Here is a 16,538-nt window from a genome sequence, read left to right on the forward strand (position 1 = left end):
GATGAATGCCGAAGACATCCGAGACCGATTCACCGCGCTGCGTGCCAAGGGCATGCGCCACAAGGACGCTGCCGCGGCCATGGGCCTGCCGGAAGGCGCGGCCGTGGCTGCGCACACCGGCACGCACGAGCGGGGCTTGCGCGCCACGCGGCTGCGCGGGCCCTGGGTCGAGGTGCTGCAGGCGCTGGAACTGTGCGGCCCCGTGCTCGCGCTCACGCGCAACGAGACCACGGTGCACGAGAAGACCGGCGTCTACGAGAAGGTCTCTGGCAGCGGCGCGATGGGCATTGCGCTGGGCGAGGCCATCGACCTGCGCCTGTTCTTCAGCCGCTGGCATGCAGGCTTCGCAGTGAGCGAGGCGGCGGCCAACGCGGGCGTGCTGCCGTCGCTGAGCCTGCAGTTCTTCGATGCGCATGGCGTGGCGGTGCACAAGGTCTTCGTGCGCGATGCGACCGATCGCGATGCGTTCCAGTCGGTCATTGACGCCTTCACCGCGACGGACGAGGCCGATGAGCCCGTGACCTTCGTCGCGGCGCAGGACAAGCCCGCGCCGCGCGAAGACAGCGCCATCGACACCGCGGGCCTCGCCCAGGCATGGCGCGGCATGAAAGACACGCACGACTTCTTCGGCCTGCTGAACAAGTTCGGCGTGGAGCGCCAGCAGAGCTTTCGCCTGACCGAGGGCGAGTTCACGCAGCGCGCACAGCCGGGCGCCATTGGCGCGCTGCTGCAGGAGGCCTCGTTCGACGGCACGCCGATCATGGTGTTCGTCGCCAGCCCGGGCTGCATCCAGATTCACTCCGGCCCGGTGATGCGCATCGAGCCGATGGAAATGAAGGGCCAGGGCGACAACGCCACACCGATGCGCTGGCTCAACGTGCTCGACCCCGGCTTCAACCTGCACCTGCGCGAAGACCGCATCGCCAGCGTGTGGATCGTCGAGAAACCGACCAGCGACGGCGTGGTCACTTCGGTCGAGGCCTTCGACCAGGCCGGCGAGCTGATGGCGATGTTCTTCGGCGCGCGCAAGCCCGGCATGCCCGAGCTGGCGCCATGGCGCGACATCGTGCGAGGGCTGCCGCGTCTCCAAACCACTGCGCCAACACCATGACCGCTTCGTACGACATGCTCGGCTGCCTGCCGAGCTTTCCCCGCCGCCGCGACCTGTTGCGCCTGCTCGGCGCCTCGTCGCTCGGTGCCGCCGCGCTGCCGCTGTTCGCGCAGGACGCGAAGCTGCCGAGGCTCGTGACCGTCAGCGGCGCGATCACCGAGGTGGTGTACCTGCTGGGCGCCGAAGGCCAACTGGTCGGCACCGACACCACCAGCCTCTACCCGGCCGCCGCGCGCGCCACGCCCAAGGTGGGCTACATGCGTCAGCTGTCGGCCGAAGGCCTGCTGTCGCTCAAGCCGGACGCGATCATCGCCACCAACGAATCAGGCCCGGGCGTGGTGCTGGACCAAGTTCGCAGCGCGGGCGTGAAGGTCGAGATCATCGAGGCCGACCACAGCTGGGGCGAGGTGCAGCGCAAGGTGCAGGCCGTGGGCCGCGCCGCCGCGCGCGAGGCGCAGGCGCGCGACCTGCAGGCCAGGCTGGACGCCGAATGGCGCCAGGTGCAGCAGCGCGTGGCCGCGTCCAAAGCGCGCAAGCCACGCGTGCTGTTCGTGCTGTCGCACAGCGCCAGCCCGCAGGTGTCGGGCGAGAAGACCGCCGCGCACGCGGTGATCGGTTTTGCGGGCGGCGTGAACGCGCTCGGCGGCTTCCAGGGCTACCGGCCGATGACGGCCGAGGCCATGGCCAGCGCCGCACCCGACCTCATCCTCACGAGCACGCAAAGCATCGAGGCGCACGGCAGCGTCGACAAGTTCTGGCAGCGGCCCGAGCTCGCGCTCACGCCGGCCTTCAAGAAGCGCAGCCTGGTCATGCAGGACGCCTTGCTGCTGCTGGGCTTCGGCCCGCGCACGCCCGCGGCCATTGCCGAGCTGCACGAGAAATTTTTGGCTGCGGTGGCATGAGCCCACGGTTTTCGCCGCGCGCCGTGCTGGGCGGCAGCGCGTTGCTGCTTGCCGCGGCGCTGGTGCTGGGCGCGGTGTCGGGTGCCTATGCCATCAGCCTGCCGCAACTGTGGAACGTGCTGACCACGCTGGGGCACGGCGCCGACAAATCGCCCGAGCACCTGGTGTTCCTCAACATCCGCCTGCCGCGCCTTGTGCTGGGCGTGGCGGCGGGCGCGGGGCTGGGCATGACGGGCACGCTGATGCAGGGGCTGTTTCGCAATCCGCTGGCCGACCCCGGCCTGGTGGGCATCAGCAGCGGCGCTGCGCTGGCCGCGGGCGTCACGATCGTGCTGGGCGCCTTGCTCTGGCCCTCGCTGCCGCGCACGCTCGGCAGTTGGACGCTGGTGCTCATGGCCTTCGGCGGCGGGCTCTCGGTGACCTTGCTGATCTACAGCCTGTCGCGCAGCGACGGCGGCACGCGCATGGCGCTGATGTTGCTGGCGGGCATTGCTGTCAATGCACTGGCGGGCGCGGGGCTCGGATTTCTCAGCGTGATGGCGACCGACGAGCAACTGCGCAGCCTGCAGTTCTGGTTGCTGGGCAGCCTGGGCGGGGCGCGCTGGAGCGCCGTGCTGCTGGTGGGCGCGGCGGTGCTGCTGGCATGCCTGGCGGCGCGTTCGCTGGCCGCGCCGCTGAACGCCATTGCGCTGGGCGAGGCGCAGGCGGCGCTGCTGGGCGTGGACGTTGAGCGCATCAAGCGCCGTGCCATCCTGGTCACGGCCGTGGCCGTGGGGGCGGTGACGGCCACGACCGGCATCATCGGTTTCATCGGCCTGATCGCGCCGCATTGGGTGCGCATGGTGGCCGGGCCCGATCACCGCGTGGTGCTGCCGGCCTCTGCGCTGCTGGGCGCGGCGCTGGTGCTGGCAGCCGACACGGTGGCGCGCACCGCCATGGCGCCGGCGGAGCTGCCGTTGGGCGTGCTCACGGCGTTCATCGGCGTGCCGGTGTTTCTTTGGATGCTGCGGCGGTTCAAGGGGCGCATATGAGAAACACACCACGCGACCCGATGGCGCTGTCGTGCGCCGATGTCGAGGTTCGCATCGGCGAGAAGACGCTGCTGGCCAACGCCTCGGTGGCACTGGCCGCGGGCAAGGTGACGGCCATCCTTGGGCCGAACGGCGCCGGCAAGTCGACGCTGCTGTCGGTGCTGGCCGGCCAGCGCGTGCCCACGCAGGGCAGGGTGACGCTGGACGCCCGCCCGCTCGAAGCGCATGGCATGCCGGCGCTGGCGTTGCGCCGGGCGCTGATGCCGCAGGAAAGCGCGGTTGCGTTCGACTTCAGTGCGCAGGAGATCGTGGCGCTGGGCCGCTACCCGCACCGGCGTGCGCCGGGGCGCGACGAGGACGCGATCGTTGAAGAAGCGATGGCGCTGACCGATGTGTCGGCGCTGGCCGCGCGCATTCTGAACACGCTGTCGGGCGGGGAGAAGGCGAGGGCGCACATGGCGCGGACCCTGGCCCAGCTATGGCATCCGCGGCCCGACGGCGCAAGCCGTTGGCTGCTGCTCGACGAGCCGACCGCGGCCCTGGACCTTGCGCACCAGCATTCGGCCATGCGCCTGCTGCGCGCGTGGGCGGGGCAGGGCGTGGGCGTGGTGGCCGTGCTGCACGACCTGAACCTCGCGCGCCGCTATGCCGACGAGGTGGTGGTGCTTGGCGGCGATGCGGGCGGTCTGATCCAGGGGCCGACGGCAGAGGTTCTGCAACCGGCGCTGATCGAGGCGGTCTGGGGCACGCCCTGCCAGCAGGTGACCAGCGCGGACGGCACCGTGCAGTATCTTTTTGGATGATTTGCCGGCAATACGCACGCCAGTCGTGCGCGCCTTGCTGGCTGAAAGACAGCAACTTCAGTAGTTGAGCCGCTCGGGCCGCAGCTCCTGCAGGATGGTCGTTGCGATTTCCTCGATCGACTTGGTGGTCGTCGACAGCCAACGGATGCCTGCGCGCCGCATCATCGCCTCGGCCTCGCTCACCTCGTGGCGGCAGTTTTCCAGGCTGGCGTAGCGCGAATTCGGCCGGCGCTCATTGCGGATTTCGCTCAGCCGCTCGGGCTGGATGGTCAGGCCGAAGATCTTCTTGCGGTGCGGCGTCAGCGCGGGCGGCAACTGCTTGCGGTCGAAGTCTTCGGGAATCAACGGGTAGTTGGCCGCCTTCAGGCCGTGCTGCATGGCCAGGTAGAGCGAGGTCGGCGTCTTGCCGCTGCGGCTCACGCCCACCAAGATGACGTCGGCGCCCTGCAGGTCGCGGTTGCTCTGGCCGTCGTCGTGCTGCAGGCTGAAGTCGATTGCGGCAATGCGGTCGTTGTATTCCTTGCTCTTGCTGACGTCGCTGAAGCGGCCGATGCGGTGGTTGGACTTCATGGCCAGTTCGATCTCGAGCGGCCGCACGAAGGTGCCGAACATGTCCAGCAGCATGCCCTTGCAGCCGGTTTCGATCACTTCCAGCACGTCCATGTTGGCCAGCGTGGTGAACACGATGGGGCGCACGCCCTCGAGTTCGGCTGTGTGGTTGATGTGGCGCACCGCCTGGTGGGCCTTGTCGACCGTGTCGGTGAAGGGCAGGCGCACATGGCGCGGCTTCATCTCGAACTGGGCGAGAACGGCGTTGCCGAAGGTCTCGGCGGTGATGCCGGTGCCGTCGGAAATGAAGAAAACTGTGCGTGTATGCATGGTCTTGCGGCCTTGTCCTGCGGCGCGCGCGACTTTGCCACGCCTACAATCCGGGCCATTATCGGGAATCCGCTTTCCCGATCCCCCATTTCTTTCCATGCTCACCGCGCTCGCACCCAAAGCAACGACAACGATCGTGCAGCGCCCTTTGCATGCGGCACCGGTTTCAACTTCTGGAGCTTCCCCATGTCTGCACTTTTCGACGCGACCGCCTTGGTCGTACCGTTTGAAAATCTGAGAATGACCGACGTCGAGTCGGTCGGCGGCAAGAACGCCAGCCTCGGCGAGATGATTTCGCAGCTGCCGCAAGGCGTGCGGGTGCCCACCGGTTTCGCGACCACGGCCCATGCCTTCCGCCAGTTTCTGGCCCACGACGGCCTGGCGGACAAAATCAGCAAGCGCCTGGCCGCGCTCGACACCGAAGACGTGCGCGCGCTGGCCACCGCCGGCGCCGAGATCCGCGCCATGGTCGAAGCCCAGCCGTTCCCGGCCGACCTGCAAAAAGCCATTGGCGACGCCTTTGCCACGCTGAGCGCCGGCAACCCGGAAGCTTCGTTCGCCGTGCGCTCGTCCGCCACGGCGGAAGACCTGCCCGACGCTTCGTTCGCTGGCCAGCAGGAAACCTTCCTGAACGTGGTCGGCATCGACGACGTGCTGCACAAGATGAAGGAGGTGTTTGCCTCCCTCTACAACGACCGCGCCATCAGCTACCGCGTGCACAAGGGCTTCGAGCACGACGTGGTTGCGCTGTCGGCCGGCGTGCAGCGCATGGTGCGCTCCGATCTGGGCGCCGCGGGCGTGATGTTCACCATCGACACGGAATCGGGTTTCGACCAGGTGGTGTTCATCACCTCCAGCTACGGTCTGGGTGAAACCGTGGTGCAGGGCGCAGTGAACCCTGACGAGTTCTATGTGCACAAGCCCACGCTGCGCGCCGGCAAGCGCGCGGTGATCCGCCGCAACCTCGGCTCCAAGCTGATCCAGATGGAATTTGCCACGCCCGAGGAAAAGAAGGCGAGCGGCAAGCTGGTGAAAACCACCGACGTCAAGGCCGAGCAGCGCAACCGCTATTCGCTGAGCGACGCCGACGTCGAGCAGCTCGCCAAGTACGCGCTGGTCATCGAAGAACATTACGGCCGCCCGATGGACATCGAGTGGGGCAAGGACGGCACGGACGGCCTGCTGTACATCCTGCAGGCGCGTCCCGAGACGGTGAAGAGCCAGCAGCAGGGCAAGGCCGAGCAGCGCTACAAGCTGCTGGGCAAGGGCACCGTGCTGGCCGAGGGCCGTGCCATTGGTCAGAAGATCGGTACCGGCGCCGTGCGCATCGTGCACAACATCAGCGAAATGGACCAGGTGCAGGCCGGCGACGTGCTCGTCACCGACATGACCGACCCCAACTGGGAACCGGTGATGAAGCGCGCCGCCGCCATCGTCACCAACCGCGGCGGGCGCACCTGCCACGCGGCCATCATTGCGCGCGAACTCGGCATTCCGGCCGTGGTCGGCTGCGGCGACGCCACCGACCTGCTGAAGGACGGCACGCTGGTGACGGTGAGCTGCGCCGAGGGCGACACCGGCTTCATCTACGACGGCCTGCTCGAGACCGAAGTGACCGAAGTGCAGCGCGGCGTGATGCCCGAGATCGACCTGAAGATCATGATGAACGTGGGCAATCCCCAGCTCGCCTTCGACTTCGCGCAGCTGCCGAACCACGGCGTGGGCCTAGCCCGGCTCGAGTTCATCATCAACAACAACATCGGCGTGCATCCGAAGGCCATCCTGGACTATCCGAACGTCGACAACGACCTGAAGAAAGCCGTGGAGTCGGTGGCCCGCGGCCATGCGTCGCCGCGTGCGTTCTACGTCGACAAGGTGGCCGAAGGCATTGCGACCATTGCCGCCGCGTTCTGGCCCAAGCCGGTCATCGTGCGCCTGTCGGACTTCAAGTCGAACGAGTACCGCAAGCTGATTGGCGGCAGCCGCTATGAGCCGGAAGAAGAGAACCCGATGCTGGGCTTCCGCGGTGCCGCGCGCTACCTGAGCGCCGACTTCGGCGAAGCCTTTGCCATGGAGTGCGAGGCGCTCAAGCGCGTGCGCAACGACATGGGCCTGGTCAACGTGCAGATCATGGTGCCCTTCGTGCGCACCCTGGGCCAGGCCGAGCGCGTGACCAGCCTGCTGGGCGAGCACGGCCTGAAGCGCGGCGAGAACGAGCTCAAGCTGATCATGATGTGCGAGGTGCCGAGCAACGCCATCCTGGCCGACGAGTTCCTGCAGTTCTTCGACGGCTTCTCGATCGGTTCGAACGACCTGACCCAGCTCACGCTGGGGCTGGACCGCGACTCCGGCCTCGAGCTGCTGGCGGCCGACTTCGACGAGCGCGACCCGGCTGTGAAGGCATTGCTGAGCCGCGCCATCACGGCCTGCAAGGCACAAGGCAAGTACGTGGGCATCTGCGGGCAGGGCCCCAGCGACCATCCGGACTTTGCGCTGTGGCTGGCGGAGCAGGGCATCGAGTCGATCTCGTTGAACCCTGACAGCGTGATCGACACCTGGCAGCAGCTGGCCAATCGTTGAGTTGAAGGCGGGCACGCCGTGCCCGCCTTGCTGCAGCCTGCGGGAATCCCCATGGGGGGATTCCCGGTGTAGAGCGGTGTCAATGAAACAAAATGCGTTTCCGGTGTCAAACTTGTGACTTAACAAGGGCCGCATGTTGGCCCCTCACGGGGACACCACCATGATTCTTGTCAAGACCGACACCGGGCACCAAGTCCTCAAGGACCGTTCGGTGCCGCTCACGCCGCGACAGCGTTCGGCGTTCATCCTGTTCGACGGCAAGCGCTTGGTCGACGACGTGGTCGCCGCGGGCATGGGCATCACGGCGTCTGAGATTGATCAGATGGTCTCGCTGGGCCTCCTGGCGCCGTTGGGCGGCAAGCCGGCAGCGGCGCTGGTGCTGCCGGTGCAGGGGCCCGTGCTCGAAGTGCCGGCAAAGCCCGCACCGGTGGCCGGTCGCAGCAGGCAGCAGCGCTACAAGGACGCCTACCCCATCGCCACGCAGCTCACGGGCAGCCTGGGTTTGATGGGCTTCAGGCTCAACCTGCAGGTCGAGGGCACCAGCAGCTACGAAGACCTCGTCGCACTGGCGCCGAAGATCCGCGCAGCGGTCGGGCCGGAGAAGGCTGCGACGCTCGACAAGGCGCTCAACGACTGAGCCCCTTGCCGGATTGCAAAATCCAGGGCTATAATCGCCGGCTTTGCCTTGCCACACTGCGCCAGACGCTGCAGGTGGCTTTTTTCTCTTCTTCGGAAGAATCCACAAGGAGTGCCATGCGTCACTACGAAATCATTTTGCTGATCCACCCGGATCAGAGCGAACAAGTTCCGGCAATGCTGGAGCGTTACAAGGGCCTGATCACGGCCGGCGGCGGCAAGATCCACCGCGTTGAAGACTGGGGCCGTCGTCAGCTGGCATACCAGATCAACAAGCTCAACAAGGCCCACTACCTGTGCGTCAACATTGAAGCCGAGCAAACCGTGATGGGCGAGCTGGAACACGCGTTCAAGTTCAACGACGCCGTGCTGCGCCACCTGACCGTTCAGAAGAAGAAGGCCGACACCGGTCCTTCGTCGATGATGAAGACGGTCGAGCGCGAAGAAGCCCGCAAGGCTCAGCAGGCCGAATACGCCGCCAACAACAACTGATGGTGTGAGTGCCGCCGCTGCGGCAACAGGGGTCAATCAGCTGCTGCTGACCGCCTCGGTTGCCGAACTCGGAGCCCTGCGATACACGCCAGCCGGCTTGCCCGCCATCGACCTGAAGCTCGAACACGAGTCGACGCTCCAGGAGGCAGGCAAACCCCGGCAGGTGAAAACGGCCCTCAAGGCTGTTGCCTTCGGCGCCATCGCCGAGCGGCTCGCAAGGCAGTCGATGGGGAGTCTCTGGCGTTTCCAGGGGTTTCTCGCGACACCGGGCAACGACAAGCATCCGGTCCTGCATGTGCAGGACTTCCAGCAAAATTAATTTTTCGAGAGGTCCATCATGGCCACGTTCAAGAAATTCAACAAAGACAAGCGCCCGAAGCGCAACACCCAGTCGCTGCTGTTCAAGCGCAAGCGCTTCTGCCGCTTCACCGTCGCTGGCGTCGAAGAAATCGACTACAAAGACATCGACACGCTGCGTGACTTCATCAGCGAAAACGGCAAGATCATCCCCGCACGCCTCACCGGCACGCGCGCGATCTACCAACGTCAGCTGAACACCGCCATCAAGCGCGCGCGCTTCCTGGCCATGGTGCCGTACAGCGACCAGCACCGCGTCTAAGGAGCCGAGACCATGCAAATCATTCTTCTGGACAAAGTTGTCAACGTCGGTGGTCTGGGCGATATCGTCAAGGTCAAGGACGGCTACGCACGCAACTTCCTGATTCCGACGGGCCTGGCCCGTCGCGCCACCACTGCCAACAAGGCCGAATTCGAAGCCAAGCGCGCCGAACTCGAAAAGGCTGCGGCCGCCAAGCTGGCCGAATCGCAAGCGCAAGGCGAAAAGCTCGGTGGCTCGACCATCAAGCTGACGCAAAAGGCTGGCGTCGATGGCCGTCTGTTCGGTTCGGTCACCAACGGCGACATCGCCGAAGAGCTGAACAAGCAAGGCTACAAGATCGTCAAGGCGCAAGTTCGCCTGCCCAACGGCCCGATCAAGGTTGTTGGCGACAGCACCGTGAGTGTTGCTCTGCACACTGACGTGGTGGTCGAGATCAACGTGACGGTCTACGGCGAAACCGCCTGATCGTTCACAGCGCGCACGTCGCGCTGAAGCAAAGCCGCCTTCGGGCGGCTTTTCTTTTTCTGCGCCCGAGTTTTCCAGTTCATTGCACTGGAAGATCACCGTTTATTCACAACCTTGTCCACATGCGCATTGGCGTGTGCGGCTTAGCATGCAGGGTTGCAAGGGAAGTCCATGGCCGCCGTTTTTTCCTATGCCGACAACAACCCGTCGGCCGATCGTGAAGTCGCCAAGCTGCGCATTCCGCCTCATTCCATCGAGGCCGAATCGAGCGTGCTGGGAGGGCTTCTGCTCGACAACGGCGCCTGGGATCGCATGGGCGACCTGCTGGTCGACGGCGACTTCTACCGCCATGAGCACAAGCTGATCTACGCGGCCATTGGCGGGCTGATCAATGCCAGCAAGCCGGCCGACGTGATCACCGTGTACGAGCGGCTGCAGAACCTTGGCAAGTCGGACGACATTGGCGGGCTGGTGTACCTGAACTCGCTCGCGCAGTACGTGCCCAGCGCAAGCAACATCCGGCGCTACGCGGAGATCGTGCGCGAGCGCTCCATCCTGCGCAAGCTGGTGTCGGCCAGCGACGAAATTGCGACCAACGCCTTCAACCCACAGGGCAAGGCGGTCGACAAGATCCTGGACGAGGCCGAACAGAAGATCTTCAACATCGGCGAAGAAGGCACGCGGATGAAGCAGGGCTTCCAGAGCATGGACGCCCTCGTGGTCGAGCTGCTCGACCGCGTGACCGAAATGGCCGAGAACCCGAACGACATCACGGGCGTTCGCACCGGCTTTCACGACTTCGACAAGATGACCTCGGGCCTGCAGCCGGGCGACATGATCGTGCTGGCGGCGCGCCCGTCGATGGGGAAGACCTCGCTAGCAATCAACATCGCCGAGCACGTGGCGCTGGAAGAGGGACTGCCGGTGGCGGTGTTCTCCATGGAAATGGGCGCCGCCCAATTGGCGGTGCGTATCGTGGGCTCCATCGGTCGCATCGACCAGGGCCATCTGCGCACCGGCAAGCTCAGCGACGAAGAGTGGCCGCGGCTGACCGAAGCCATCGAGAAGCTGCGCACCGTGTCGCTGCACATCGACGAAACGCCGGGCCTGTCGACCAGCGAACTGCGCGCCAATGCGCGCCGGCTTGCGCGCCAGTACGGGCGCCTGGGCCTGATCGTGGTCGACTACCTGCAGCTCATGTCGACCAGCAGCTCCGGCGACGAGAACCGCGCCACGGCCGTGGGCGAAATCTCGCGCGGCCTGAAGATGCTGGCCAAGGAATTGAAGTGCCCGGTGATTGCGCTGTCGCAGCTCAGCCGCGGGGTGGAAAGCCGCACCGACAAGCGCCCCATGATGAGCGATTTGCGCGAGTCAGGCGCCATCGAGCAGGACGCGGACATCATCATGTTCATCTACCGCGACGACTACTACAACAAGGAGTCGAAGGAGCCGGGCGTGGCCGAGGTGATCATCAGCAAGCACCGCAACGGGCCCACCGGCACCATCAAGCTGGGCTTCCTGAAGCCGATCACCAAGTTCGAGAACCTGGTCGGCTACAGCCACAACGACCAGTACTGAGCGCGCTCGGCCTGCTCAGCCCGGCTTGCTTTTGCAGACGGACCACGGCGGCTCGCCGCCAGGCTTTTGCGGCGCGACCTTGCCTTGCACAGGCTCGGCCTTCAATTGGCGCAGCATGTCGGCCAGCGTCTTGCCGGGCTCGTCGCGAAAGCGCTCTGGCAGCACGTCGATGGTGTCCATGCGGTCCAGCCTGAAGCCGCGGAAGTCGTTGCGCAGTTCGCACCACGTCGACAGCGTCCACACCTTGCCCCAATAGAAGCAGCCCAGCGGCCGCACGGTGCGCTCGCTGGCATCGCCCGACACGTCGTGGTAGCCCAGCCGCAGCTTGTGGTGCGACTGCACGGCTTCGCGCAGCGTCTGCAGCCGGGCGCGCAGCGCATCGTCCAGGCCCATGGCGGGCGCATACAGGGCCAGGGCCTCCGCGGAGACCCGGGCAGCGGGCGGCAGCACCGACAGGATCTTGCCCAGCCCGGCCTCGATGTCGCGCGCCAGCGCCGGGTCGACCCAACTCTGGGCCATTCGTGCCGCGGCCACGAGCGCGGAGGCCTCATCCTGCGTGAACATCAGCGGCGGCAGTTCGAAGCCCGCGCCCAGCCTGTAGCCCACGCCTGCCTCGCCCTCGATGGGCACGCCCTGGTGCTGCAGGTCGGCCACGTCGCGGTACACCGTGCGCTCCGACACCTCCAGGCGCTGCGCCAGAAAGGCAGCCGTGGTGAGCCGCCGCCCGCGGATGAGCTGCACCAGCTGGAAGAGGCGGTCGGCGCGGCGCATCAGGGTGTTCCGACGCGTTTCATCAAAGAGGCAATGTGGCCTGGCGAACAGTCGCGCCGGTTCTTCTGGATGCTCATGAAACTCCGATGTGGACCGACACCTTGTCGGGCCCGTCGTAGGCCTCGAAATCGGTGCGGTAGCGCCGCGCGATGTGCGGGTGCGCCTCGAAATACTGCCAGATGCGCTGCCAGGTGGCGATCACCATCTGCGGCATTTCTCCCTGGCCGGTGAACACGAGGTAGTCACCCGCCTCGATGGCGACGCTGCCGTCTCCTTGCGTGACGGCCACGCCCGCCGTGAGGTCGAACGCGCCATGGGCGTCCGATTCATAGGCCGAGTAAACGCCGTAGACGCGCGTGTCGCCGTTGCGATGCGGTGTCGATGCGTACAGGTGCTCGCCGAAGAAGCGGCCCCACAGGCCGGCGATGCGGGCGGTTGCGGGGTCGCGCTCTTCACTGTTGGTGGTGCGCGCGGTGAGGCCCGCGATGCGAAAGGCGTCCTGGTGTTGACGGAGGGGGTCCATGTATCTCGTTTTCTTCAAAGTGCCAGTGTTGTCAGGTCGGCCTTCATGGCCTGGGCAATCAGCGCCATGTCGGCATCCTCGATGTCGAACATGCCGAAGCGGAACTTGTAGCCCCATTGCTTCGGCTTTTCGATGAACGCGAGGTGCTCGATCAGCGGGGCGATCGGTGCCTCGTGCGCGTCGGTGTACACCACGTCACGGCGCCACGGCACGAAGCCGTTGCCCATGTCGAATTCATAAGGGCCGCCGGGCTGCACGATGCCGATCGACACAAAGCTCTGCAGCTTGTCCGTGCCGCTGAACACCGTGGCCGGTGCGTAGTAGGCCACGCGGTCACCCGTGGCCAGGCGCTTGAGCGGCGCGTGCTTGCCGTGGCCGACCTGCATGAAGCCGAGCGGGCGGTGGTCGCGCCCGCGCCGTGCATGCTCGGCGCTTGCCACGGCGATCCAGTTGCGTGGGGCCATGGCGTCTCAGTCCTGCGCGTGCAGGCCGACTTCGTTGCCTTCGGTGTCGCGCATGTGGGCGATGAAACCCATGCCGGGCGGCAACGCGGACTTGGGCGCAACGATCTGCCCGCCGGCCGCCTCGACACGCGCGAGCACGGCATCGATGCTGGGCTTGCAGTCCAGGTAGATGCGGATGCCGCGGCCCGCGGGTGCGTTGCCGCTGGCGCCGTTGGTGCCGACCTGCAGGGCACCGCCTGTGGCTGGCTCGTCGTACGGGAACACGGCCAGCGTTTGCCCGCCGAAGTTCTCGCGGCGCAGCTTGCGCGCCAGCACGGTTTCGTAGAAGGCCTGGGCGCGGTCCATGTCGACGACGGGAATCTCGAACCAAGTGATGGCGTTTTGCTTTTGCATTGGAGGGCTCTCTTTCGTTTCTGTTGAAGGAGCCTCGATGGTGCGACCCGCCTCCTGACAACGTGTTGTCAGGAGCCTGTCACCACGGGCGAAAAAAAGCCCGCGATGCTCCGGGGAGCATGCGCGGGCTTTGTTGGCCGGGGGCCGTGCGGCTAGAGCACGTCGCTCGCGAAATCGGCCAGGCGCGAACGCTCGCCGCGTGCCAGGGTGATGTGCCCGCCGTGCGGCCAGCCCTTGAACTTGTCCACCGCGAAGGTCAGGCCGGAGGAGCCTTCCGTGAGGTACGGCGTGTCGATCTGCGCAAGGTTGCCCATGCAGATGATCTTGGTGCCGGGGCCTGCGCGCGTGATCAGCGTCTTCATCTGCTTGGGCGTCAGGTTCTGTGCCTCGTCGATGATCACGTACTTGTTCAGGAAGGTGCGCCCGCGCATGAAGTTCATGCTCTTGACCTTGATGCGGCTGCGGATCAGCTCGTTGGTGGCCGCGCGGCCCCATTCGCCGGCACCACCGCCGTCGCCCTTGGCCAGGAACTCGAGGTTGTCGTCCAGCGCGCCCATCCAGGGGCCCATCTTTTCTTCTTCGGTGCCGGGCAGAAAGCCGATGTCCTCGCCCACGCTCACGGTGGCGCGGGTCATGATGATTTCGGTGTAGCGGCGGTCGTCGAGCACCTGCGTGAGCCCGGAGGCCAAGGCCATCAGCGTCTTGCCGGTGCCGGCGGTGCCGGTCAGCGTGACGAAGTCGATCTCCGGGTCCATCAGCAGGTTCATCGCGAAGTTCTGCTCGCGGTTGCGCGTGTTCACGCCCCACACCGCGTTCTTGCCGGAGCTGTAGTCCTTGAGCGTCTTGAGCACCGCGGTCTTGTCGCGGATCTCGGTGACGCGCGCGTACATGCTGGGCTCGCCCGGCGCCTCGAAGTACACGAACTGGTTGATGTACAGGTTGGGCACGATCGGGCCGCTGATGCGGTAGAAGGTGGTGCTGCCGCTCTGCCAGCTTTCGACGGTCTTGCTCTGGCGGGTCCAGAAATCGGCCGGGAGTGCCAGCGAACCTGCGTAGAGCAGGTCGCCGTCTTCCAGCGTCTTGTCGTTCTGGTAGTCGTCGGCGGCCAGGCCCAGCGCGCGCGCCTTGACGCGCATGTTGATGTCCTTGGACACCAGCACCACTTCCTGCTTCGGCTTGCCGGGCTTGTCGGTGGCGTACTCGTTGCGCAGGGCTTGCACAACGCCAAGGATCTGGTTGTCGGCCTTGCCCTGGGGCAGGCTGACCGGCAGCGAGTAGTCGAGCGGGGCGGTCTGAAAGAACAGCCGGCCGCCGGCTTCGCGATGGCCGGTGGTGTCGAGCTTCAGGCCCTTGTCGATGTCGGCGTCCTGCGCGCCGGCCAGCGCGTCCAGCGTGCGGCTGGTCTGGCGGCCGTTGCGGGCGACTTCGGTGGTGCCTTTCTTGTGGCCGTCGAGCTCTTCCAGCACGATCATCGGCAGGAAGATGTCGTGCTCCTCGAAGCGGAACAGGCACATCGGGTCGTGCAGCAGCACGTTGGTGTCGAGCACGAACAGCTTGGCCGGACCGGCCGATTTGCTTCGCTTGTTGCGCGCCGGGGCTTGTGGGGCGGCAACCGGTGCCGGGGCCGGCGTTGGCGTGGGAACGCGTGTCTCGACCTGTATGGCGGCGGGTTGCTGGGGTGCGCTCACCAATGCGCTGACTGCGGCAGGCGTGGGAGCGGGGCTGAGCTTGGGGGTTGGGTTGGAGGTGGGGGCGGGCGCCACTTTCGACTTGGCGCGACGGGCCGGGCGTGTGTTGGCCGCGGTGTTTTCGGTACCGCCGCCGCCCTCGGTGCCGAGGTTGTCGAACAGTTCCAATGGCTGCGGTCCGCTTTTCGCGGAGGCGTCATCGCGCGAATCGCCGGAGCGGCGCGAACCTCTGTGCGACGGCCGGGCGGGCGCGTCGAGTGCGTCCGGCGAGAGCAATGCAGCGCGTTTCGTGGGGGCGGGAGGCAATGGCATGTGTCAGATCGCTCGCAGAAAGTGGAAACCAGAAAACGAAAAAGCCGCCTGAAGACCTAGGCGGCTTTGTTCGGGGGATGCGGTCGTGGAGCTCAACGGCATGAAGCCATTATGCACACCCCGCACGACGCGCCAACGGCTCTTTACGCACAACCTGGGGCATTCCCCATGTGGCGGTGCAAAAGGGCCGCTGGGCGCCCGGTGCAAGGCTCAGGCGGCCTTCTTGAGCGCCTTGACGGCCTTGAGTACGTCGTCGACGTGGCCAGGAACCTTGAGCCCGCGCCATTCAGCCTTCAGGATGCCGTCGGCACCAATCAGGAAGGTGCTGCGCTCGATGCCCTTGACCTTCTTGCCGTACATGATCTTGTTCTTGACCACGCCGAACATGTGGCACATCTTTTCTTCGGTGTCGGCGATGAGCTCGAACGGGAGCTCCAGCTTTGCCTTGAATTCGTCGTGCGACTTCATGTTGTCGCGCGACACGCCGAAGACCGTGGCGCCTGCCTTTTCGAAGTCCTTGTAGCGGTCGCGGAATTGCATCGCTTCGGTGGTGCAGCCCGGAGTGTTATCTTTCGGGTAAAAGTACATGACCAGCACGTGGCCGAGATGCGAGGTATTCGAGACCTTCAGGCCGCCCGTGGCGTTGGCGTCGAATTCAGGAATGGGTTTGTTGACAACGATCGCCATGAAACTTGTTTTCTCCGTTAGATTCAGTTCTCCGAGCCCTCTCGCACCGTTTTCAGACGGGCTTGCTCAAAAGAATGAAGGATTGGTCGTTGCTAACTTTGGGGGGTAGCGGGCCGGTTCGCAACCCAGTATTTTACCCCGAAAACGCTGGCCTCAGCCGTCCGTTGGACTCTCGACGATCAGAGCGGCAACTACATGCCTGCCTTCACCTGCCAGGATGTTGTAGGTTCTGCAGGCTGCGGCGGTGTCCATGGTCTCCACGCCGGTGCGTTGCGCCATCAAGGGCTGGAGCCAGGCGGGCTGTGGAAAACGGATGCGGTTTCCGCTGCCGAAGATGATCAGCTCGGCGCCCAGCGACACCAGCTGAGCGAAATGCGCGGGGCCGATGTCGTCGAAGCTCGAGCAATGCCATTCGAAGCGCTCGCCACGCGAGCCAACGACAACGCTGCCTTCGACCTTTTCATTGTTGATTGCCACCCAGCCAGGGCCGTGGGCGGTAAGGGATTGGGCGTCGGATTTGTCGGGCTGGAGCTTCATCTGTGCACTGTGAACTGTGGTCAAATTATAGGTTTTCCCTGGTGCCGAGGGGCTCGCAAGGGTTTTC

Annotated in this window: 19 protein-coding genes; 11 read left to right on the forward strand and 8 right to left on the reverse strand. The window is 65.6% G+C overall.

Going from position 1 to position 16,538, the window contains the following annotated elements; translation table 11 throughout:
• The first annotated feature begins 1 nt into the window (after position 1).
• The 4 genes from VLK31_RS05520 to VLK31_RS05535 are packed head-to-tail and all read left to right on the forward strand — an operon-like array spanning position 2 to position 3,847.
• Entirely contained in the window at positions 2-1,111 is a 1,110-nt protein-coding gene (locus tag VLK31_RS05520) for a hemin-degrading factor (protein WP_409167385.1), read from the forward strand.
• Positions 1,108-2,013 (forward strand): hemin ABC transporter substrate-binding protein, encoded by a 906-nt coding sequence (locus VLK31_RS05525; protein WP_409167386.1) that lies wholly within the window; start codon positions 1,108-1,110, stop codon positions 2,011-2,013. The genes VLK31_RS05520 and VLK31_RS05525 overlap by 4 nt, the downstream gene beginning before the upstream one ends.
• Positions 2,010-3,044: a FecCD family ABC transporter permease gene (locus tag VLK31_RS05530; protein WP_409167387.1), complete on the forward strand. Its 1,035-nt coding sequence runs from the start codon at positions 2,010-2,012 to the stop codon at positions 3,042-3,044. Before VLK31_RS05525 ends, VLK31_RS05530 begins: the two co-directional genes overlap by 4 nt.
• Positions 3,041-3,847: a heme ABC transporter ATP-binding protein gene (locus VLK31_RS05535; protein WP_409167388.1), complete on the forward strand. Its 807-nt coding sequence runs from the start codon at positions 3,041-3,043 to the stop codon at positions 3,845-3,847. Before VLK31_RS05530 ends, VLK31_RS05535 begins: the two co-directional genes overlap by 4 nt.
• A 57-nt stretch (positions 3,848-3,904) precedes the next feature.
• Here the strand turns inward: VLK31_RS05535 and VLK31_RS05540 are convergent, their stop codons facing one another.
• Positions 3,905-4,726, reverse strand: coding sequence for a pyruvate, water dikinase regulatory protein (locus VLK31_RS05540; protein WP_409167389.1), 822 nt, complete (start codon positions 4,724-4,726; stop codon positions 3,905-3,907).
• A gap of 186 nt (positions 4,727-4,912) precedes the next feature.
• Here VLK31_RS05540 and ppsA point away from each other — a divergent pair, with 186 nt between their 5' ends.
• From ppsA to dnaB, 7 genes are all read left to right on the forward strand, one after another.
• Positions 4,913-7,306, forward strand: a complete 2,394-nt coding sequence (gene ppsA, locus VLK31_RS05545) for a phosphoenolpyruvate synthase (protein WP_409167390.1) — start codon at positions 4,913-4,915, stop codon at positions 7,304-7,306.
• A 160-nt stretch (positions 7,307-7,466) separates the two neighbouring features.
• Positions 7,467-7,943 (forward strand): hypothetical protein, encoded by a 477-nt coding sequence (locus tag VLK31_RS05550; protein WP_409167391.1) that lies wholly within the window; start codon positions 7,467-7,469, stop codon positions 7,941-7,943.
• A 116-nt stretch (positions 7,944-8,059) separates the two neighbouring features.
• A complete protein-coding gene (gene rpsF / locus VLK31_RS05555) occupies positions 8,060-8,434 on the forward strand; it encodes a 30S ribosomal protein S6 (RefSeq protein WP_124458694.1) in 375 nt (124 codons plus the stop codon).
• 4 nt (positions 8,435-8,438) lie between these two features.
• Complete coding sequence (priB, locus tag VLK31_RS05560) at positions 8,439-8,753, forward strand: primosomal replication protein N (protein WP_409167392.1); 315 nt, start codon at positions 8,439-8,441, stop codon at positions 8,751-8,753.
• 18 nt (positions 8,754-8,771) lie between these two features.
• Positions 8,772-9,053, forward strand: a complete 282-nt coding sequence (gene rpsR / locus VLK31_RS05565; protein ID WP_007830781.1) for a 30S ribosomal protein S18 — start codon at positions 8,772-8,774, stop codon at positions 9,051-9,053.
• A gap of 12 nt (positions 9,054-9,065) precedes the next feature.
• Positions 9,066-9,518: a 50S ribosomal protein L9 gene (gene rplI, locus VLK31_RS05570; protein ID WP_409167393.1), complete on the forward strand. Its 453-nt coding sequence runs from the start codon at positions 9,066-9,068 to the stop codon at positions 9,516-9,518.
• 171 nt (positions 9,519-9,689) lie between these two features.
• A complete protein-coding gene (gene dnaB, locus VLK31_RS05575; RefSeq protein ID WP_409167394.1) occupies positions 9,690-11,096 on the forward strand; it encodes a replicative DNA helicase in 1,407 nt (468 codons plus the stop codon).
• 15 nt (positions 11,097-11,111) lie between these two features.
• Here the strand turns inward: dnaB and VLK31_RS05580 are convergent, their stop codons facing one another.
• The 7 genes from VLK31_RS05580 to VLK31_RS05610 all read right to left on the reverse strand — a co-directional run bounded on the left by VLK31_RS05580 (position 11,112) and on the right by VLK31_RS05610 (position 16,471).
• A complete protein-coding gene (locus VLK31_RS05580) occupies positions 11,112-11,867 on the reverse strand; it encodes a helix-turn-helix transcriptional regulator (protein WP_409167395.1) in 756 nt (251 codons plus the stop codon).
• Positions 11,868-11,940: 73 nt separating this feature from the next.
• On the reverse strand, positions 11,941-12,390 hold the full coding sequence (locus VLK31_RS05585) for a GyrI-like domain-containing protein (protein ID WP_409167396.1): 450 nt from the start codon (positions 12,388-12,390) through the stop codon (positions 11,941-11,943).
• Between the two features lie 14 nt (positions 12,391-12,404).
• Positions 12,405-12,854: an EVE domain-containing protein gene (locus VLK31_RS05590; RefSeq protein ID WP_409167397.1), complete on the reverse strand. Its 450-nt coding sequence runs from the start codon at positions 12,852-12,854 to the stop codon at positions 12,405-12,407.
• A 6-nt stretch (positions 12,855-12,860) separates the two neighbouring features.
• Positions 12,861-13,247 (reverse strand): VOC family protein, encoded by a 387-nt coding sequence (locus tag VLK31_RS05595; protein ID WP_409167398.1) that lies wholly within the window; start codon positions 13,245-13,247, stop codon positions 12,861-12,863.
• Positions 13,248-13,399: 152 nt separating this feature from the next.
• Entirely contained in the window at positions 13,400-15,247 is a 1,848-nt protein-coding gene (locus VLK31_RS05600; RefSeq protein WP_409167399.1) for a PhoH family protein, read from the reverse strand.
• Positions 15,248-15,457: 210 nt separating this feature from the next.
• Positions 15,458-15,934, reverse strand: a complete 477-nt coding sequence (locus VLK31_RS05605; RefSeq protein ID WP_007830801.1) for a peroxiredoxin — start codon at positions 15,932-15,934, stop codon at positions 15,458-15,460.
• Positions 15,935-16,087: 153 nt separating this feature from the next.
• Positions 16,088-16,471: an Mth938-like domain-containing protein gene (locus VLK31_RS05610; RefSeq protein ID WP_409167400.1), complete on the reverse strand. Its 384-nt coding sequence runs from the start codon at positions 16,469-16,471 to the stop codon at positions 16,088-16,090.
• Between the last annotated feature and the right edge of the window lie 67 nt (positions 16,472-16,538).

It is taken from the genome of Variovorax sp. H27-G14, from assembly GCF_046156345.1.
In the GTDB taxonomy this organism is placed as follows: Bacteria; Pseudomonadota; Gammaproteobacteria; order Burkholderiales; family Burkholderiaceae_C; genus Variovorax.